The organism is Streptomyces soli, assembly GCF_003999195.1.
Lineage (GTDB): Bacteria > Actinomycetota > Actinomycetes > Streptomycetales > Streptomycetaceae > Actinacidiphila > Actinacidiphila soli.
The window spans coordinates 1-16471 of record NZ_RJVR01000363.1 but is presented as its reverse complement, the minus strand read 5'-3'; the positions used below and the strand labels follow the sequence as shown (position 1 = coordinate 16471).

The window sequence follows — 16471 nt, the reverse complement described above, 5'->3', positions numbered from 1 at the left end:
GCCCAGGGCGGCGCGGGTGGCTTCCCCGGCGGCGCGCAGGGCGGCACCCCGGGCGGCCAGGGCCAGAACGGCCAGGCACCGCAGGGCGGTCCCGGCGGCCGGATGGGCGGCGGCATGGGCGGCGCCCGTGGCGGCGGCATGGGCGGCCTGGGAGGCCTGCTCGAAGGTGCCACCGTCAGCAGCCAGATGAAGGCACTCCTGGAGCAGAACGCCTCCGACTACACCTGGGTCGCCGCCACCATCCGCTCCCAGAACGCCTCCAGCTACCAGCTCGCCACCGAGGACCCCGTCATGGCGATCGGCGGCTTCAACGGCAGTGACCCCGCCCCCACCCTCGACCAGTTCAAGCAGTACGTGGCCGACGGCAAGATCCACTACTTCATCGCCTCCGGCACGGATGCCGGCGGCGCGGCCGACGCGGGCGCCGCTGGTGGCGGTGCCGCCGGTGGTGTCGGCGGCGGTGGCGGCGGCGGTGGCGGCGGCATGGCCGGCATGGACAGCGGCGGTACCGGCTCCCAGATCACCTCGTGGGTCGAGTCCACCTTCACCAAGCAGACTGTCGGCGGTGTCACCGTCTACGACCTGACCGGCGCGAACAGCTGACCCAGCCGCAAAACCGAAAGGGCGGTGACCTCACGGTCACCGCCCTTTCGCGTCCGCTCCTCCGGCGTCCGCTCCTCCGGCGCCAGCCGCGCCGGGGCCCCTCTTTTTGGCGTCCTTCGCTGCTCGGCGCTGGTGCGCCTCCCAGGCTTCGGGCCGCTGCGTCGGACTCTCCCCCAGACTCCGTCTGGGTGGGGGTCCTCCCCCAGCCTGGCGGCTGGGGGAGGACCCCCCTCCGTCGGGCCCCGTGGTTGGCGTCCTACTCTTCCGGCGCCAGGCGTGCTGGGAAGCCGCCGGTGGCGATGGGGCCCCATCGCTCCGGGGTGATGCGGATCAGGGACTTGCCCTGCTTGACCATGGCCTCGCGGTATTCGGTCCAGTCGGGGTGCTCGCCGGAGATGTTGCGGAAGTAGTCGACGAGGGGCTCGACGGAGTCGGGGGAGTCGATGACCTCGGCGGTGCCGTCGACCTGGACCCAGGGTCCGTTCCACTCGTCGGAGAGGATGATGATGCTGACGCGCGGGTCGCGGCGCGCGTTACGGGTCTTGGCCCGTTCCGGGTAGGTGGAGACGACCAGCCGCCCGTCGTTGTCGAGGCCACAGGTCAGCGGGGATCCCTGGGGCCGCCCGTCGGCGCGGGTGGTGAGCAGGATGGCCCGGTGGCGGGGGCGTAGGAACTCCAGCAGCTCGTCGAGTCCGACAGCGGTGTTGGTCGCGATGTAGGCAGCCATGGGGGCAGCCTACGGCGGCACGATCAGTTCTGGTGCACCGTGTCCCTGCCGGGGCCGCCGGAGAGCGTGTCCTTGCCCTGGCCGCCGTACAGGACGTCGTTGCCGCTGTTGCCGTAGAGCTTGTCGTCGCCGTGGTCGCCGTACAGCTTGTCGTTGCCCTTGCCGCCGTAGAGGACGTCGGCGCCGGACTTGCCATGGAGGATGTCGTTGCCGGAGTCGCCGTACAGGCCGAAGCTCTGCCCGGTGTTGGTGCCGGTGAGGGTGTCGTTCCCGGACCCGCCGTGGCATTCTTCGCTGCAGCCGGTGAGGGTGTCGTTGCCGGCGCCGCCGAACGAGCCGATGGACCACACGCCGCCGCCGCCTTCGAGGTGGTCGTTGCCGTCCTGGCCGTAGAGGACGACCGAGTTGTTGCCCACGAGGACGTCGTTGCCCTTGCCGCCGTAGATGGAGGCGTACGCGGAGTTGTTGGGATCGATCGTCGCGGTGTCGTTGCCGTCACCGAGGTCGACGTCGTAGATGTCCGAGTCGTCGGAGCCCATGGGGATGGGGACCGTGCACTGGGCGACGGTGTGATCGGCCGCCGAGGGGTATGTGCACTCGTCCGAGGTTGCCGCGGTCGAATCGACGGTGATGTCAACTCGGTCGCGGAAGGTCAGGACGTAAGCGGATTCGTAATCCGAAAGGCTGACAATCTTCGCGGAGACCGTCAGGCGGTTGCTCTGCCCGGCGGCGGCCTTGTACCGAAGCTCGCTGTTTTCGTGGACGAGGGAGGCCGTGGTTGTCGTGGCCGCCTGGGCGGTGGGCGCCGCGAGCAAGGCTCCACCCAGGGCGAGGGTGGCGGTGGCGGCGGCGGCAAGAATTCTGTACGTACGCATGGTGGTCGGACCCTTCGCAGGATGTCGGTCGTCGTGATGGTGGATCACCCGTTGGACAGCCCACTCATGACCCGCGTTGCACAGCTCCCGCCCTTTTCATTGCCTTCTCAGGCTCCAGGTGGAGAGTTCAGCTCACCGTCATCGGTGCTTCTCCCTGAATCGCCTGAACATCCAGTTCCACCTTGAGTGTTGTGCCGATGGCGGCGATGCCCGCCTGCAGGACCTGGTTGTAGTTCATCGCGAAGTCCTCCCGCCGCAGCTCCGTGACCGCCCGGAAAGCAGCCCGCACTCCGCCCCACGGGTCCGGGCCGGTGCCGAGGTAGCTCAGGTCCAGGTCGACCTGGCGCGTCACGCCGTGCATGGCCAGCTCGCCGTGGACGGTCCAACGGTCGTCGCCGGCCGGGGTGATGGCGGTGCTGCGGTACGTCAGCTTGGGGTGGACGTCGGCGTCCAGGAAGTCGGGGGAGCGCAGGTGGCCGTCGCGCATCGCGTTGCCGGTGTCGATGGACGTCGCCTCGATGACGGCCTCCACGGACGACCACAGCGGGTCCTCGGCGATCTCGATCCGCCCCCCGAACTGGGTGAACCGCCCGTGCACATTGGACAGCCCCAGGTGCTGCGCCACCGCGCTCACGGCGCTGTGCGCCGGGTCGATGGTCCACACCCCCGGCGGCGGCAGCTCCACGCCGCCGGTCCGGGCCAGCAGCAGGGTGCCGAGGTCCGCGTTGCCGGATGCCGTGACGATCGCCGTCTGGGCGACTGGGCGGTACCCGACCGCGGTGACGATCACCGTGTAAGCCCCGGCTGCCAGGATGCCGGTCCTTACCGTGCCGTCAGCGTCCGCGGGCTCGCGGAGGATCTGCTGCCCCGTCATGTCGGTGACGGTGAGCACGGCGTGCGGGACGGCCCAGCCGTCCTTGGTACGAATGCGGGCGCTGATGGGCATGGCTGTCGTTCACTCTCCAAAGAGGAAGGGTTGGGGCCCGGCCTTGTGACGGCGAGCCTCGGCCGTCCCCCGCTCCGGTCGTCGGCCGGGCCCCGCCGGTCCGTGCGCCTCCGCTGCGGCACGGACCGGCCGTTTTGTGAGGGTCACCCCTCCGGGTGACCGAGCACCACGTCGAAGCCCTCCGCGCCCCGCCCGTCGACGGTGAGCGCGGTGGCCACCGGCGGGTATCCGCTGGCGATGAGCGAGTACTCGCCCGCGTCCAGGTCGGTGAAGGCGTACGCGCCGTCCGAGCCCGTCGTGGCCGTGCCGACGACGTTCCCGGCCATGTCGACCAGGGTGACCCGGGCATCGGCGAGCGGCCGCCGGCCGGCGCCGCCGCGTACGGTGCCCAGCACCTGTGCGCCGGCCCACAGGACGATCTCCGTACGCGTGAGGCCGTGTCCGCCGACCTCGACGACGGCCGCGGTGGGCCGGAAGCCGGTCGCGTTGACGGCGAGCGTGAAGTCGCCCGCGGGCAGTTCGGCGAAGATGAAGGAACCGTCGGCGTCGGTCTTGCCGGTGGCCAGGACCTCGCCCCGGACGTCGGTGACGACCACCATCGCGCCGTCGACCGGCAGCCCGCTCTGGGCGGCTGTGACGTGCCCGGCCAGCCCGCTGGTGCCGGCCAGCACCACGTCGTACTGGACCGGCTCCTCGCCGACCACGACGGTGGACGCCTGCGGCTGGTGGCCGTCGGCGGCCGCGATGAGCACGTACGAACCGGCGCCCGGGGCCTGGAGTGCGTAGCCGCCGTTGGCCTGGGCGGCGCCCCGGCCGAGCTGGCGGCCGGTCAGGGAGATCAGCGTGAGCATGGCGCCGACCACGCCGGTGCCGTCCGAGTCGCGTACCTGGCCGTAAACCGCGGTGCCGGCCACGACGGGCATGGGCTCCGTCTCCGGCAGGCCGGCCACTGCGACGGCTACCGGCGCCGCCTCCGGCTCGGGAGCCTGCTCGGCGGCGCCAGCGGCCTGCTGCAGGCCGCTGCGCGACCGCAGTGCGACTTCCTTGACGAACAGCACCAGGATCAGCGCGATGAGTGCGAACGGCGCCGCAGCGAGGAAGACATCGGCGACACCGTGTCCGTACGCGCTCTCGACGACATGGCGGATCGGGGCCGGAAGCTTGGCCAGGTTGGGGATGGAGTCGCCCGTGCCGGTGCTCTCGACGCCCAGGGCGGACAGCCCGTCCGTCACGTAGTGCGTGATGCGGTTGGAGAGCAACGCACCGAGCGCCGAGACGCCCACCGCACCGCCGAGGCTGCGGAAGAAGGTGACCAGGGAGCTGGCGGCGCCCAGTTCGTGCGGCTGCACCTGGTTCTGGGTGGCGAGCACCAGGTTCTGCATCATCATGCCGATGCCGAGGCCGACGAGGGCCATGTAGATGGCCATCTGCCAGTACACGGTGTCGTACCGGACGGTGCCGACCAGGCCGAGGCCGGCCGTGAGCAGTACGGCGCCGGCGACCAGCCAGCCCTTCCAGCGGCCGGTCTTGGTGATGAAGCGGCCGGAGAGGGTCGAGGAGACGAACAGGCCGGCGATCATCGGGATCGTCATGACGCCGGACATCGTCGGTGACTTGTCGCGCGCCAGCTGGAAGTACTGGCTGAGGAAGACCGTGCCGGTGAACATCGAGACACCCACGAAGAGGCTGGCGATCGAGGTGAGGGTGATCGTCTTGTTGCGGAACAGCCGCAGCGGGACGATCGGCTCGCTCACCTTGGACTCGACGATGACGAAGATCACGCCGAGCACGGCGGCCCCGCCGACCATGGCCCCGGTCTGCCAGGACATCCAGTCGTACTTGACGCCCCCGAAGGTCACCCAGACCAGCAGCAGCGAGACGGCGCCGGCCAGGAAGAAGGCACCCAGCCAGTCGACCTTGATGTCCCGCTTCACGATCGGCAGCTTCAGGGTCTTCTGGAGCACGATCAGCGCGATGACCGCGAACGGCACACCGACGTAGAAGCACCAGCGCCAGCCGAGCCAGCTGGTGTCGGTGATGACACCGCCGAGCAGCGGGCCGCCGACCGTCGCGACCGCGAAGGTCGCGCCCAGGTAGCCGCTGTAGCGGCCGCGCTGGCGCGGGGAGATCATCGCTGCCATGACGATCTGGGCCAGGGCGGACAGACCGCCGACGCCGGCGCCCTGCACGACGCGGCAGGCGATCAGCATGCCGGTGTTCTGCGACAGACCTGCCGCCATGGAGCCGACGACGTAGATGATCAGGGCTATCTGGACCAGCATCTTCTTGCTGGTGAGGTCGGCGAGCTTGCCCCACAGGGGCGTCGTCACCGTCATGGCGAGCAGCGAAGCCGTGACCACCCAGGTGTAGGCGCTCTGGCTGCCGTGGAGATCGGCGACGATCTCCGGCAGGGCGTTGGTGACGATCGTGGACGACAGGATCGCCACGAACATGCCGAGCAGCAGCCCCGACAGCGCCTCCATGATCTGCCGGTGCGACATGGGGGCCGCGTGACTGCCGTGGGCGTCGCTCCCCCGCACACCGGTCTCTGGTGATGCGGTTGTTGCCATCGTCATCCTCTTCACTACGTGTTTGTACGGGGTAGGGGCCGGGGCTCGCAGAAACCGGTCCGCAGCCTGTCCAGCAGGTCGGTGAACCGCTCCACGTCCTCGTCCGGCCAGTCGCTCAGGCGCTCTGCCAGCACTTCGGCGACGTGGTCCTGGGCGGTGCGCAGAGCCAGGTCGCCGAGTGCGGTCAGGCGCAGGAGGCGTGACCGCCTGTCCAGGGGGTCGGGTGCGCGCTCGATCCAGCCGCGCTCCGCGAGATGCGCGACATGGCGGCTGGTGACCGACATGTCGATGTCGAGCAGCTCGGCGAGACGGCTCATCCGGATCTCGCCGTTGCGGCTGATCGCGGACAGCACACCGGCCGATGCCGGCGGACAGTCGGGAGGCATCGCGCGGGCCATCTCCCGGACGACCGCGAGTGTGCCGCGCAGCTGGCTCGCGAGCTCCGCGAACTGCTGCTGCGTGGCCATACTGCCTCCATGTAGTTGCCTAGAGCAACCTTAAAGGTGGTTGGTTGTTGCAGGCAAATTGTTTGACGGGAGTAGAGGGTAAAAATGTTGTAAAAGGAACGGCCCGCCCCCGGTCGAGGGGCGGGCCGTTTTGCGTAAAGACGCGGATGGGAGGGCGTGTCAGGCGGAGGCCTCGGTCAGCTTGGCCAGCTCCTCGCCGGTGAGCTTCAGGTCGGCCACCGCGAGGAGGGCGGGCAGTTGTGCGGTGTTGCGGGCGCTGGCGATCGGCGCCACGACGGTGGGCTGGGCCGCCAGCCACGCCAGGGCCACGGTCGCGACATCGGCGCCATGCGCCGCCGCCACCTCGTCCAGGGCGGCCAGGACGCGCTGCCCGCGCTCGGTCTTCAGATACTCCCCGGCCCGCTCCGCGCGTGGGCTGTCCACCTTGACCCCGGGGCGGTACTTGCCGGTCAGGAAGCCCTTGGCCAGCCCGAAGTACGGCACCGACGACAGTCCGTGCGCCTCGACCACGTCCCGCAGCGGGCCCTCGTAGCCCTCGCGCTCCACCAGGTTGTAGTGCTGCTGCAGCGCGACGTACTTCGCCAGGCCCTGGCGGTCGGAGAATTCAAGCGACTCCGTGAGCCGCTCCGGACTGATGTTCGACGCCGCGATGTAGCGCACCTTGCCCTCGCGAACCAGCTCGTCGAGGGTCGTGATGATCTCCTCGACCGGCACCTCTGGGTCGTCGAAGTGCGTGTAGTACAGGTCGATGCGATCGACGCCCAGGCGGCTGAGCGAAGCCTCGGCCGCGCCCTTGATGGTGTCCCGCTTCAGGCCCGTGAAGTCCGGGTGCCGGCCGACCTTGGTGGCGACGATGACGTCGTCACGGTTGCCGCGGGCCGCCAGCCACTTGCCGATGATCGTCTCGGACTGCCCGCCGGTGTACATGTCCGCGGTGTCGACGAAGTTGCCACCGCCGGCGGCGAACGCGTCCAGCACGGCGAAGGAGGCCTGCTCGTCGGCGGTCCAGCCGAAGACATTGCCGCCGAGGTTGAGCGGGAAGACGTCGAGTTCAGAGTTACCGATACGTGTCATGTGCCATTTGAGCGCATTGGCGCCCTCCGGTATTCCCGCATTTACGAGCCCTGGGGGTGCCCGGCGTACGACGAATTCGCTAGGGTTCCGGCACATGAGCACTCCCAGCAGCCCCGAGAACAACTACGACCCGGCCGGCAGCACCCAGATGTTCCGTGCTTTCGTGGAAGAGGAGCCTCCGCAGCAGCCCGCGGCCTCGGCCGCGGGCGGCAGCAAGGCCGGCGTGATCCTCGGCGTCATCGCGGCGGTCGTCGTGGTCGCCGTGGTGGCGTGGTTCGCCCTGTCGTAAAGTAGGGCAGTTGCCTGACGAAGCCCTTTGTCGGGCAGTTACCTAACAAACCACCCTATTGACCCCGGCTAACCGAGCGAGACATCCTGGGTCTCGATGTGCCTGCCCAGTGGCACCCGCCAGGCGTCCACACAGATCTCCCAGGTCTTCTTCTTCCCGCCGCCCTTCACCGGCACCGGCACCGGCTTTTCGGTGTCGATGGTCGCCCAGTCGTTGCCGAGCGCGCCGATGATGTGCGTGCTGACGGTGCCGGTTGTCGCCGCCTTGTCGCCGGTGTTGGTGAAGGTCACGGTGACGTACTCGCACCAGCGGACGGCGGAGGCTGCCCGGACGGGCGCGCTGACCGTGAGCCGCGCCGGCGCGGCGCTCGCGGCAAGGGCTGTCGTGGACGGCGCCGAGGAGGCCGGCGGCACCGTCGAGGGCTGTGCCGTCGCGCCCCCGGACGCTCCCGGCGGCGTACGGCTCGTACCGCCCCCGCCGGCCCCACCCGAGCCGCTGCCCGTCGTCGAGCCGTCCGGCGCCGGAGTGCCGCCGCTTGCCTCCTGGGCGGAAGCGCCCGGCGGCCGGTGCGTGGACGACGCGGTGCTCCCGTCCAGCGGCACCAGATCGACCCCCCGCCCGGCGGGACGTTCGCCGTGGCGCCCGGCGAGGGCCCGGCGGAGCCGACGGCCACGTATCCGGGATCCGTACCGCCGCCCGGGCCGAAGGTCGCGAGAGCGCCCAGACACACCACGGCCGCCGAGGCGGCGGCAAGGACCGCGCCCCGGCGACCAGTCGGTATGTGCACCAGCAGCACCATCGCGCCAGCGTACTGACGAACCGTCAGGAGTGAACAGATCTCCTACTGTTCGGCCGTGAGGCCGTCCCGAAGCTGGGCCAGCGTCCGGGTCAGCAGCCGGGAGACGTGCATCTGGGAGATGCCGACCTCCTCGCCGATCTGCGACTGGGTCATGTTGGCGAAGAAGCGAAGCATGATGATCCGCCGCTCACGCGGGGGCAGTTGGGCCAGCAGGGGCTTGAGCGACTCGCGGTACTCCACGCCCTCCAGCGCGGTGTCCTCGTAGCCCAGGCGGTCCGCCAGCGAGCCCTCGCCGCCGTCGTCCTCCGGCGGCGGGGAGTCCAGCGAGCTCGCGGTATAGGCGTTGCCCACCGCGAGGCCGTCGACGACGTCCTCCTCCGACACCCCTAGGGCGACCGCGAGTTCGGCCACGGTCGGCGACCGGTCCAGCTTCTGCGCGAGCTCGTCGCTGGTCTTCGTCAGCGCCAGCCGCAGCTCCTGGAGCCTGCGCGGGACGCGTACGGACCACGAGGTGTCGCGGAAGAAGCGCTTCACCTCGCCCACGATCGTGGGCATCGCGAAGGTCGGGAACTCCACACCGCGGTTGCAGTCGAAGCGGTCGATCGCCTTGATCAGGCCGATGGTGCCGACCTGGACGATGTCCTCCATCGGCTCGTTCCGGCTGCGGAAGCGCGCTGACGCGTACCGCACGAGCGGGAGGTTGAGTTCGATGAGGGTGTCCCGGACATAGGTCCGCTCGGGGCTGTCCTGGGACAGCTGTGCGAGTCGCAGGAAGAGCGAGCGGGACAGGCTCCGGGTGTCGACCGCGGTGTCGACGGTGACAGCGATGTCGACGGCGATGTCGATCTCGGGCTCGGCGTCGGCGACACTGTCGACGGGGTCGGTGGTGGTGATGTCGATGGCCTCGCCGCTCAGAGCGTCGGCCGGCGCTGCGTCGGGACGGAGCACCTTAGGACTGCCCACTTCTACGGACATGCCACCCCCTTGAGGTCGCGGACGGGTGTCGCGGGCGACGGTTCGTTCCCCAACTGGAATACCGGTCGTCGGCCCGCGACAAACGCGGTACCCGCAGAATGTCACACGTCGGCAACACGATGTAGCGCCATGTCGACTTATCTTCGCAGGACGGTTAATCCTTGTCAGCTACGCTTCGAGCTGATTTGCGGATCTCAGCCGGGCGAAGCTCCGCGACAGCAGCCGCGACACATGCATCTGAGAGACCCCCAGCTCCGCGCTGATCTGCGACTGCGTCAGGTTCCCGAAGTAGCGCAGCAGCAGGATCCGCCGCTCCCGCTCCGGCAGCTGCACCAGCAGATGCCGTACGAGGTCCCGGTGCTCCACCCCGGTCAGCGCCGGGTCCTCGTAGCCGAGCCGGTCCAGCAGCCCGGGCGCCCCGTCGCCGCCCTCCTGGGCCGCCTCCAGGGACGTCGCGTGATACGCCCGGCCCGCCTCCAGGCAGGCCAGAACCTCGTCCTCGCCGAGCTTCAGCCGGGCCGCGATCTCCGCCGTCGACGGGGTGCGGCCGTGCAGCACCGTCAGATCCTCGATCGCCCCGCTCACCTGCACCCACAGCTCATGCAGCCGGCGCGGCACGTGGACCGTACGTACGTTGTCCCTGAAGTAACGTTTGATCTCGCCGACCACCGTCGGCATCGCGAAGGTCGGGAACTGCACCCCGCGCTCCGGGTCGAACCGGTCGATCGCATTGATCAACCCGATCGTCCCGACCTGGACCACGTCCTCCATCGGCTCGTTGCGGCTCCGGAACCGGGCCGCCGCGTACCGCACCAGAGGCAGATTCACCTCGATCAGCGCCGCCCGCACCCGGGCGTGCTCCGGCGTGCCCTGTTCGAGGCCGGACAGCTCCCCGAAGAGCACCTGGGTGAGGGCCCTCGCCTCCACCGCGTTGGTGTTGGTGCTCCTGCCGGTGCCCCTGTTCGCGCTCGGGGCCCCCGCGCCGGCACTGTTGCCGTTCGCTGGTGACTCCGTACGGGCAGACACGGACATAGCACCCACCCTCATCGGTCCACTCATCCGTCAAAAGCGGTCATAGCATCACAATTCATGTGCACTGTGTGCAAGCACCGTATAACGCCGTGTTGAAAGCGAGTTGACCTTGACGTGCCCATCGCTCGTCCTTGGTCGCACGACAAAGCCCCCCGCCTGCCGGGCGAGGGGCTTGCGCTGACGGAGTGGCGGCTAGAACTCGTAGTCCGCGAGCACCCAGGTGGCGAACTCCCGCCACAGGGCCACACCGGCCTGGTGGGCGGGGTGCTCCAGGTAGGCGTTCAGGGCGTCCATGTTCGCCACGGAAGAGTTGATCGCGAAGTCGTACGCGATCGGCCGGTCCGACACATTCCAGCCCACCTCCCACGACTCCACTTCGGGGATCTGCGCACCGAGTTCCCGGAACGCCTTCGCCCCGGCCTCGACCCGCGGCTCATCGCGCTGGACACCCTCGTTGAGCTTGAAAAGGACCAGATGGCGTATCACGCTGCTGCACTCCTCACCGGCACCTCGCCGGTCAGTTGACCAGCTGGGTCATGAACTCGCCGACGCCCTGGGCGGCGTCCGATATGCCCTGAAATCCTACCTGCACGAGGTCCGCGGCGCGTGCCGGCGAATTGATGATCGTATAGAGCACGAACACCACGACGACGTACATGGTGATTTTCTTCGCCTGCGCCATGCGTGGAGTGTATCCACCGGATGGCGTAATCAGGCCATAGCCAAACGAGCCTCAGCCGACCTTCGGCGGAGGCTCGTCCCGATTTGGTGCAGAAGCGGTAGCGGTGGGATTTGAACCCACGGAGGAGTTGCCCCCTCACACGCTTTCGAGGCGTGCTCCTTAGGCCGCTCGGACACGCTACCGAGAGAGAGCTTAGCGGACGCGCGGGTGTGCTCCGAAATCGTTTGATGAGGCTGCCCGGCCGGCGTGATCAACCGGTCCGGAAGAAGCGGGTGAGGAGGGCGGCGCACTCGTCGGCGAGGACGCCCGGGATGACCTCCGGGCGGTGGTTGAGGCGGCGGTCGCGGACGACGTCCCAGAGGGAGCCGGCGGCACCGGCCTTGGGATCGACGGCGCCGTAGACGACGCGGTCCAGGCGGGACAGGACGATGGCGCCGGCGCACATGGTGCAGGGCTCCAGGGTCACCACGAGGGTGCAGCCGGTGAGCCGCCACTCGCCCTCCTGTCGCCCACCACCACCCTTGCCCGAGCCGCTTCGCGGCGCCCCTCTCATGGTCTTGGCGGCCTCGCGGATGGCGAGGACCTCGGCGTGGGCGGTGGGGTCGCCGGTGGCCTCGCGTTCGTTGCGGCCGTGGCCGATGACCGTACGGCCGTCGGGGGCGAGCACGACCGCGCCCACCGGCACGTCGCCGGTGAGCGGGGCGAGCTCGGCCTCGCGGAGGGCGTGGCGCATCGGCCCGGCCCACGGATCGCGCAGTGGGTCGGGCGTCGGCGACGGGGAACTCAGCGGACCGCCTCCAGGACGTCGGCACAGCCCAGCGTGTCGGCGATCTCGCCGAGCGCCTCGCCGGTCAGTGCGCCGTCGCCGCTGAGGGCCAGCAGCTCCTTGTCGCTCATGCCGAAGTCGCTCAGTATGTCGGCGTCGCCCAGCGGGCCGACAGGCACCGGTTCCTCGGCGGGTCCCGGGACCACGTCATCGTCGTCGGTCTCGTTGTCACCTTCCTCGGTGCCGTCGAGGTCGACGAGGTCGTCCAGGTTGTCGATGGCGCCGGGGTCGCGGCCGAGCAGTTCGTCGGTGAGCAGGATCTCCCCGTACGAGCTGCGGGCGGCGGCCGCGGCGTCGGATACGTAGATCCGCGGATCCTCCTCGCCGTCAACGCGGACGACGCCGAACCAGGCGTCCTCCTGTTCGATGAAGACCAGGACTGTCTCCTCCTCGGCCGAGGCCGCGCGGGCCAGGTCGGTCAGGTCGCCGAGGGTTTCCACATCGTCAAGATCGGTCTCGCTCGCTTGCCAACCGTCCTCGGTGCGCGCGAGCAGTGCGGCGAAGTACACCGTGACTCTCCCACAGGTCTCAGGCCGTCCGGACTGGGCGGAGCCGTCATTCTGCCTTTCTCCCCGCCCACTCGGCATCGTGGCAGAAACCTGGGCTCCGCGAGGGGTCTTCCGCGCTGCGTCGCGCCAGGCCGTCCGGCTTTTTGCTCTACGTGGACCAGTGAACCGCTTCCGCGGCCCGTCGCCGGGCTACCAGCGGAAGGTCCGCATCCGCATCTGCTGCCGCGCGCGAGCCGCCCTGGCGCGGCGCGGCTGGACCCGCTCCCGCAGCTCCTTCGCCTCGTTCAGCTCCCTCAGGAACATGGCGCGTCGGCGCCGACGCTCCCTGTCGCGCTCTTCCTGTGTACCAGGCTCGTCCGACTCGGCCATGGGGCACCACCCCTAGTGATCCACTGCCCGGGGGTTGATCCGGGCGTATGTGCACGCCTTCCCCCTTCAGTGTGATTTGAAGCGCACACTTCCGCAGGCCGCGGTCTCGGGGCGGGCATCCGTGGTAGGCGGCGCACCCGGCGGGCCCGGCTAAAGTCGTGGGCATGCGGACCCACGTTGTCGACCACCCGCTGGTGGCGCACAAACTCACCACTCTGCGCGACGAGCGCACCGACTCGCCGACCTTCCGGCGCCTGGCCGACGAGCTGGTCACCCTCCTGGCCTACGAGGCGACGCGCGATGTGCGTACGGAGCAGGTCGACATCACGACCCCTGTGGCGAAGACCACAGGCGTACGGCTGTCCAGCCCGAAGCCCCTGGTCGTCCCCATCCTGCGGGCCGGCCTGGGCATGCTCGAAGGCCTCGTACGGCTCCTGCCGACCGCCGAGGTCGGCTTCCTCGGCATGATCCGCGACGAGGAGACGCTGGAGGCCCAGACGTACGCCACCCGGATGCCGGAGGACCTCTCCGGCCGCCAGGTGTACGTACTCGACCCCATGCTCGCCACCGGCGGCACCCTGGTCGCCGCGATCAACCTGCTCATCGAGCGCGGCGCCGACGACGTCACCGCCGTCGTGCTGCTGGCCGCGCCGGAGGGCGTGGCCACGATGGAGCGCGAGCTGGCCGGCAAGCCGGTCACCGTCGTCACGGCGGCCATCGACAGCCACCTCAACGAGCACGGCTACATCGTCCCGGGCCTGGGCGACGCGGGCGACCGGCTGTACGGCACGGCCTAGGGCTGCTGCCAGGCCGTGCCAGGGCCGCTTGGGGCTGCTGAAAGCGGGGCTGCTGGGCGTCTGCCTAGCAGCCCTTCTTGGCGCCAGGTGCCGGTGAGGGGCTTGCCGTCGCCAGCACCTTGAGCGCCTTGGCGGCCGCCTTCTCGGCGGACAGCTTCTTGAAGCCCTTGCCGATCATGACGTCGACCGTCGTACCCGACCGCTTGGCGTCGACCTTGGTCACCGTCCCCGTCACCTGCGCGCTCACCACCTTGAGGGCGGCCGTCGCCTTCGGACCGCCGAGCAGCAGTGCGGACTGCTTGACCTTGCGGTCGTACTCGGGCGGCGCGTTGCCGAAGGTGCCGATCTTGAAGCCGCGGGCGGCGAGCTGGTCGGCGGTGTCCTTGGCCAGGCCGCTCTTCGACGTCGCGTTGAAGACGTTGATCGTGATCGCGCCGGGCTCGGGCAGAGCCGTGGAGGCCGGCGACGCGGCCGCCGACGCCGCGGACGGCGACGCCGAGGCACGGCACTGCTGCTTCTTCGCCGCGGCCGCCTGCGTGGCTCCGTCGCCCTTGCCCTGACCACCACCGCCGAAGACGTTGATGAGCTGCAGCGTGCCGTAGCCGATCAGGCCGACCACGACGACCGTCCCGACGAGGGCGAACAGCAGGCGGCGCCGGCTTCTGGGGCGGCGCATCCGCGGGTACTGGTTCCCGGTGATGCGGTACTTCCCGCCCATGCCGGGGGGAGTCAGCATGCTCATAGGCGCAGCGTAATGCGGGATGCGCCCCAGGCCTACTAAACGATCAACCAATAGGGCGCAGGTGAACCCGAAAGGACGAACGACGGACTGACCGGACGTCAGCCGCGAGCGTCATCAGGGTTGTCGGAGCTGTCGGAGTCGCTATCGAAGTCGCCGTCAGAGGTGCTGTCGGTGTCGCTGTCGGCGTCATCGCGGGCTCAGTCCATTTCGAGCACGCGCGCGTGCAGCACCTGCCGCTGCTGCAGTGCGGCGCGTACGGCGCGGTGCAGCCCGTCCTCCAGGTAGAGATCGCCCTGCCACTTCACGACATGCGCGAAGAGGTCCCCGTAGAAGGTGGAGTCCTCGGCCAGCAGCGTCTCCAGATCCAGCTGTCCCTTCGTGGTGACGAGCTGGTCGAGGCGTACCGGGCGCGGTGCGACGTCCGCCCATTCACGGGTGCTTGTCCGGCCATGGTCGGGGTACGGCCGCCCGTTTCCGATGCGCTTGAAGATCACACGGAAAGCCTACCGGGCAAGCGCGTACGGGCGCAGCAATGGCGCGGGAGTGCGATGGTGGGCAAACGAGCTGATACCGGGAGCTATGACCATGCCGACGGAGCCGCAGGACGCCGCTGTCGCCGCCGAGACCATCGCCAAGGGGTACGCCTTCACCGGCCCCGCTCTTGACCTCGGCGCCCTCCTCTGGGACGGCACCTGCCACCCCGACGCCCAGATCCGCGTCCCGCTCGCCGTGCTCAACCGCCACGGCCTCGTCGCGGGCGCCACCGGCACCGGCAAGACCAAGACGCTCCAGCTCATCGCCGAGCAGCTCTCCGCGCCGTCGTCACCTTCCTCACGTCCGACGACGCCGGAAAGAAGGAGCTCAAGACCATCGGCGGCATCTCCCCCGCCACCGCCGGCGTGATTCTCCGCACACTCACCGCCTTCGAGGCCCAGGGCGCGGGCGCCTTCTTCGGCGAGCCGGAGTTCGACACGTCCGAGCTGCTGCGCACCGAAATCCGCCCCCACCAAGGAGCCCCCCGGCGTCGTCGAGCAGGTCGTCAGCAGCGGCGCCTTCAAATCCCTCGCCCGCTCCATCGGCACCCAGCTCGGCCGCGAGATCAACCGCTCCCTCTTCGGCACCTCCAAGCGCTCCCGCCGCCGCTGAGCCGAGCCGAGCCGAGCCGAGCCGAGCCGAGCCGAGCCAAAGACCCCTCACGCACCCGCCAGAGCTCACCTACCCTTGCTGCCTTCCGGCCCTGGGGGAGTTCAGCGAGATAGCGCCACGTGAGGGGCTGTGCCCACCCTACCCGATCGGATCACCCGGGATCGAGTTCGCTAGCACCCCCTCGCGTCTTGTAATGTTTGCCCCGGAGGATTCGCCTAGTGGCCTAGGGCGCACGCTTGGAAAGCGTGTTGGGGGCAACCCCTCACGAGTTCGAATCTCGTATCCTCCGCACCGGCTGACCAGCCAAAACGTGGGCCCCGACCGCTCAGCGGTCGGGGCCTTCATCGTTGCGTGGTCTCAGTTTTGGTCTCATTCGACGTCTCGCGCACGTGGGCGTACCTGCGTGAACGATCTCGGACCATCCTTGTCTCGGCTCGTCCCGTCCCTCTTTGGGGTGGCGCACAGCTGAGTGCCTTTGCGTCGGCATCGGCCGCCGGTACGAACGAACCATGCAGCGTTGGTCACGCCTCAACGAACGACAGCTCGCCCTCCTGACCCGCATCGGAGCGGGAGCTGATCCCGTCAATTCCGACAACGCCGATCTGGCGCTGACCGCCCGCGCCCTGAAGGAGCGGGGCCTGATCACCATGCCGAAGGTGCACGGCAAGAAGTGGCAGGCCGAGATCACGGACGCGGGCACGTTCTATTTGGAACACGGGCACCACCCCGACGTGCCCGCGAAGAGACCACGGACGGCCGCAGCAACGAGCGTCCCAGTTACACCAGAGCAGGAGCCCACAGGCTCCGCTCTGTCCGGAGAGACCGACCAGTCGGGAGGCCCGGCGGCAGCCACTGACCGCAGCGCCCAACGGAAGGCGGCCCGGTCGGCTCGGATGGTCAAGGCCGAGATCGGAGGGCCCGCCTTGATCGAGCAGGTACTGGCAGCCGTGTCGACGTCGGGTGAAAACTGACCGCTGAACGGCGGAGCAAATCTGACCCACCTCGTGGTCGTCCGATCATCCTGATCTTGGTTCGAAGGTCAG

General features: G+C 69.3%; 20 protein-coding genes, 2 tRNA genes, 1 other RNA gene and 1 pseudogene. 6 read left to right on the top strand and 18 right to left on the bottom strand.

Annotated features, from left to right (window positions below; genetic code table 11):
- On the top strand, positions 1–603 hold a 603-nt coding region (locus EFK10_RS48290), incomplete at its 5' end, for a mannosyltransferase YkcB-related protein (RefSeq protein ID WP_456318740.1).
- A gap of 256 nt (positions 604–859) precedes the next feature.
- Here the strand turns inward: EFK10_RS48290 and EFK10_RS45170 are convergent.
- From EFK10_RS45170 to EFK10_RS45145, 6 genes are all read right to left on the bottom strand, one after another.
- Entirely contained in the window at positions 860–1330 is a 471-nt protein-coding gene (locus EFK10_RS45170) for a PPOX class F420-dependent oxidoreductase (protein ID WP_127361442.1), read from the bottom strand.
- Between the two features lie 23 nt (positions 1331–1353).
- On the bottom strand, positions 1354–2205 hold the full coding sequence (locus tag EFK10_RS45165) for a calcium-binding protein (RefSeq protein ID WP_127361441.1): 852 nt from the start codon (positions 2203–2205) through the stop codon (positions 1354–1356).
- Between the two features lie 127 nt (positions 2206–2332).
- Positions 2333–3151, bottom strand: a complete 819-nt coding sequence (locus EFK10_RS45160; protein ID WP_127361440.1) for a YceI family protein — start codon at positions 3149–3151, stop codon at positions 2333–2335.
- 143 nt (positions 3152–3294) lie between these two features.
- Positions 3295–5721, bottom strand: coding sequence for an MFS transporter (locus EFK10_RS45155; protein ID WP_127361439.1), 2427 nt, complete (start codon positions 5719–5721; stop codon positions 3295–3297).
- A 14-nt stretch (positions 5722–5735) separates the two neighbouring features.
- Positions 5736–6188 carry a MarR family winged helix-turn-helix transcriptional regulator gene (locus tag EFK10_RS45150; protein WP_127361438.1) on the bottom strand — a complete coding sequence of 151 codons (453 nt, stop codon included), beginning with the start codon at positions 6186–6188 and terminating at the stop codon, positions 5736–5738.
- A 159-nt stretch (positions 6189–6347) separates the two neighbouring features.
- On the bottom strand, positions 6348–7262 hold the full coding sequence (locus EFK10_RS45145; RefSeq protein WP_127361437.1) for an aldo/keto reductase: 915 nt from the start codon (positions 7260–7262) through the stop codon (positions 6348–6350).
- Positions 7263–7356: 94 nt separating this feature from the next.
- Here EFK10_RS45145 and EFK10_RS45140 point away from each other — a divergent pair, with 94 nt between their 5' ends.
- Positions 7357–7551: a hypothetical protein gene (locus EFK10_RS45140; protein WP_127361436.1), complete on the top strand. Its 195-nt coding sequence runs from the start codon at positions 7357–7359 to the stop codon at positions 7549–7551.
- A 68-nt stretch (positions 7552–7619) separates the two neighbouring features.
- On the opposite strand, the gene EFK10_RS45135 is transcribed toward EFK10_RS45140, so the two are convergent.
- The 9 genes from EFK10_RS45135 to EFK10_RS45100 all read right to left on the bottom strand — a co-directional run bounded on the left by EFK10_RS45135 (position 7620) and on the right by EFK10_RS45100 (position 12743).
- Complete coding sequence (locus EFK10_RS45135; protein ID WP_240677866.1) at positions 7620–8153, bottom strand: hypothetical protein; 534 nt, start codon at positions 8151–8153, stop codon at positions 7620–7622.
- A 239-nt stretch (positions 8154–8392) separates the two neighbouring features.
- On the bottom strand, positions 8393–9325 hold the full coding sequence (locus EFK10_RS45130) for an RNA polymerase sigma factor SigF (RefSeq protein ID WP_127361435.1): 933 nt from the start codon (positions 9323–9325) through the stop codon (positions 8393–8395).
- Positions 9326–9493: 168 nt separating this feature from the next.
- Positions 9494–10357: an RNA polymerase sigma factor SigF gene (locus tag EFK10_RS45125; protein WP_206305843.1), complete on the bottom strand. Its 864-nt coding sequence runs from the start codon at positions 10355–10357 to the stop codon at positions 9494–9496.
- Positions 10358–10549: 192 nt separating this feature from the next.
- A complete protein-coding gene (locus EFK10_RS45120; RefSeq protein WP_127361434.1) occupies positions 10550–10843 on the bottom strand; it encodes a Dabb family protein in 294 nt (97 codons plus the stop codon).
- A gap of 31 nt (positions 10844–10874) precedes the next feature.
- Entirely contained in the window at positions 10875–11039 is a 165-nt protein-coding gene (locus EFK10_RS48285) for a hypothetical protein (RefSeq protein WP_164836454.1), read from the bottom strand.
- A 95-nt stretch (positions 11040–11134) separates the two neighbouring features.
- Positions 11135–11221: transfer RNA gene (locus EFK10_RS45115), tRNA-Ser, on the bottom strand.
- A gap of 68 nt (positions 11222–11289) precedes the next feature.
- Positions 11290–11772: a nucleoside deaminase gene (locus EFK10_RS45110; RefSeq protein ID WP_127361433.1), complete on the bottom strand. Its 483-nt coding sequence runs from the start codon at positions 11770–11772 to the stop codon at positions 11290–11292.
- A 50-nt stretch (positions 11773–11822) separates the two neighbouring features.
- A complete protein-coding gene (locus EFK10_RS45105; RefSeq protein ID WP_127361432.1) occupies positions 11823–12374 on the bottom strand; it encodes a tRNA adenosine deaminase-associated protein in 552 nt (183 codons plus the stop codon).
- A 189-nt stretch (positions 12375–12563) separates the two neighbouring features.
- Entirely contained in the window at positions 12564–12743 is a 180-nt protein-coding gene (locus EFK10_RS45100) for a hypothetical protein (protein WP_127361431.1), read from the bottom strand.
- A 164-nt stretch (positions 12744–12907) separates the two neighbouring features.
- Between EFK10_RS45100 and upp the strand changes: the two genes are divergently transcribed.
- Positions 12908–13540: a uracil phosphoribosyltransferase gene (gene upp, locus EFK10_RS45095; protein ID WP_127361430.1), complete on the top strand. Its 633-nt coding sequence runs from the start codon at positions 12908–12910 to the stop codon at positions 13538–13540.
- A gap of 64 nt (positions 13541–13604) precedes the next feature.
- Here upp and EFK10_RS45090 read toward each other — a convergent pair whose 3' ends face one another.
- Together EFK10_RS45090 and EFK10_RS45085 are read right to left on the bottom strand one after the other, a co-directional pair.
- Positions 13605–14282 (bottom strand): LytR C-terminal domain-containing protein, encoded by a 678-nt coding sequence (locus tag EFK10_RS45090; RefSeq protein ID WP_127361429.1) that lies wholly within the window; start codon positions 14280–14282, stop codon positions 13605–13607.
- Between the two features lie 197 nt (positions 14283–14479).
- Positions 14480–14776, bottom strand: coding sequence for a type II toxin-antitoxin system VapB family antitoxin (locus EFK10_RS45085; protein ID WP_127361428.1), 297 nt, complete (start codon positions 14774–14776; stop codon positions 14480–14482).
- 85 nt (positions 14777–14861) lie between these two features.
- Between EFK10_RS45085 and EFK10_RS45080 the strand changes: the two are divergent.
- A pseudogene (locus EFK10_RS45080) lies at positions 14862–15274 on the top strand (helicase HerA-like domain-containing protein); the annotation flags it as partial.
- 189 nt (positions 15275–15463) lie between these two features.
- Here the strand turns inward: EFK10_RS45080 and ffs are convergent.
- Positions 15464–15560: signal recognition particle sRNA small type (gene ffs, locus EFK10_RS45070), an RNA gene on the bottom strand.
- Positions 15561–15632: 72 nt separating this feature from the next.
- On the opposite strand from ffs, the gene EFK10_RS45065 reads away from it, so the two are divergent.
- Positions 15633–15717: transfer RNA gene (locus EFK10_RS45065), tRNA-Ser, on the top strand.
- Between the two features lie 220 nt (positions 15718–15937).
- Positions 15938–16399, top strand: a complete 462-nt coding sequence (locus EFK10_RS45060; protein ID WP_127361427.1) for a hypothetical protein — start codon at positions 15938–15940, stop codon at positions 16397–16399.
- The last annotated feature ends 72 nt before the right edge of the window (positions 16400–16471 follow it).

Bases quoted from the DNA above. Each gene is read 5' to 3' on its own strand.
- EFK10_RS45150 (WP_127361438.1), bottom strand. From the start codon at position 6,188: ATGGCCACGCAGCAGCAGTTCGCGGAGCTCGCGAGCCAGCTGCGCGGC.
- EFK10_RS45125 (WP_206305843.1), bottom strand. From the start codon at position 10,357: ATGTCCGTGTCTGCCCGTACGGAGTCACCAGCGAACGGCAACAGTGCC.
- upp (WP_127361430.1), top strand. From the start codon at position 12,908: ATGCGGACCCACGTTGTCGACCACCCGCTGGTGGCGCACAAACTCACC.
- EFK10_RS48285 (WP_164836454.1), bottom strand. From the start codon at position 11,039: ATGGCGCAGGCGAAGAAAATCACCATGTACGTCGTCGTGGTGTTCGTG.
- EFK10_RS45170 (WP_127361442.1), bottom strand. From the start codon at position 1,330: ATGGCTGCCTACATCGCGACCAACACCGCTGTCGGACTCGACGAGCTG.
- EFK10_RS45160 (WP_127361440.1), bottom strand. From the start codon at position 3,151: ATGCCCATCAGCGCCCGCATTCGTACCAAGGACGGCTGGGCCGTCCCG.
- EFK10_RS45155 (WP_127361439.1), bottom strand. From the start codon at position 5,721: ATGGCAACAACCGCATCACCAGAGACCGGTGTGCGGGGGAGCGACGCC.
- EFK10_RS45130 (WP_127361435.1), bottom strand. From the start codon at position 9,325: ATGTCCGTAGAAGTGGGCAGTCCTAAGGTGCTCCGTCCCGACGCAGCG.
- EFK10_RS45100 (WP_127361431.1), bottom strand. From the start codon at position 12,743: ATGGCCGAGTCGGACGAGCCTGGTACACAGGAAGAGCGCGACAGGGAG.
- EFK10_RS45060 (WP_127361427.1), top strand. From the start codon at position 15,938: ATGCAGCGTTGGTCACGCCTCAACGAACGACAGCTCGCCCTCCTGACC.
- EFK10_RS45090 (WP_127361429.1), bottom strand. From the start codon at position 14,282: ATGAGCATGCTGACTCCCCCCGGCATGGGCGGGAAGTACCGCATCACC.
- EFK10_RS45145 (WP_127361437.1), bottom strand. From the start codon at position 7,262: ATGACACGTATCGGTAACTCTGAACTCGACGTCTTCCCGCTCAACCTC.
- EFK10_RS45110 (WP_127361433.1), bottom strand. From the start codon at position 11,772: ATGCGCCACGCCCTCCGCGAGGCCGAGCTCGCCCCGCTCACCGGCGAC.
- EFK10_RS45140 (WP_127361436.1), top strand. From the start codon at position 7,357: ATGAGCACTCCCAGCAGCCCCGAGAACAACTACGACCCGGCCGGCAGC.
- EFK10_RS45165 (WP_127361441.1), bottom strand. From the start codon at position 2,205: ATGCGTACGTACAGAATTCTTGCCGCCGCCGCCACCGCCACCCTCGCC.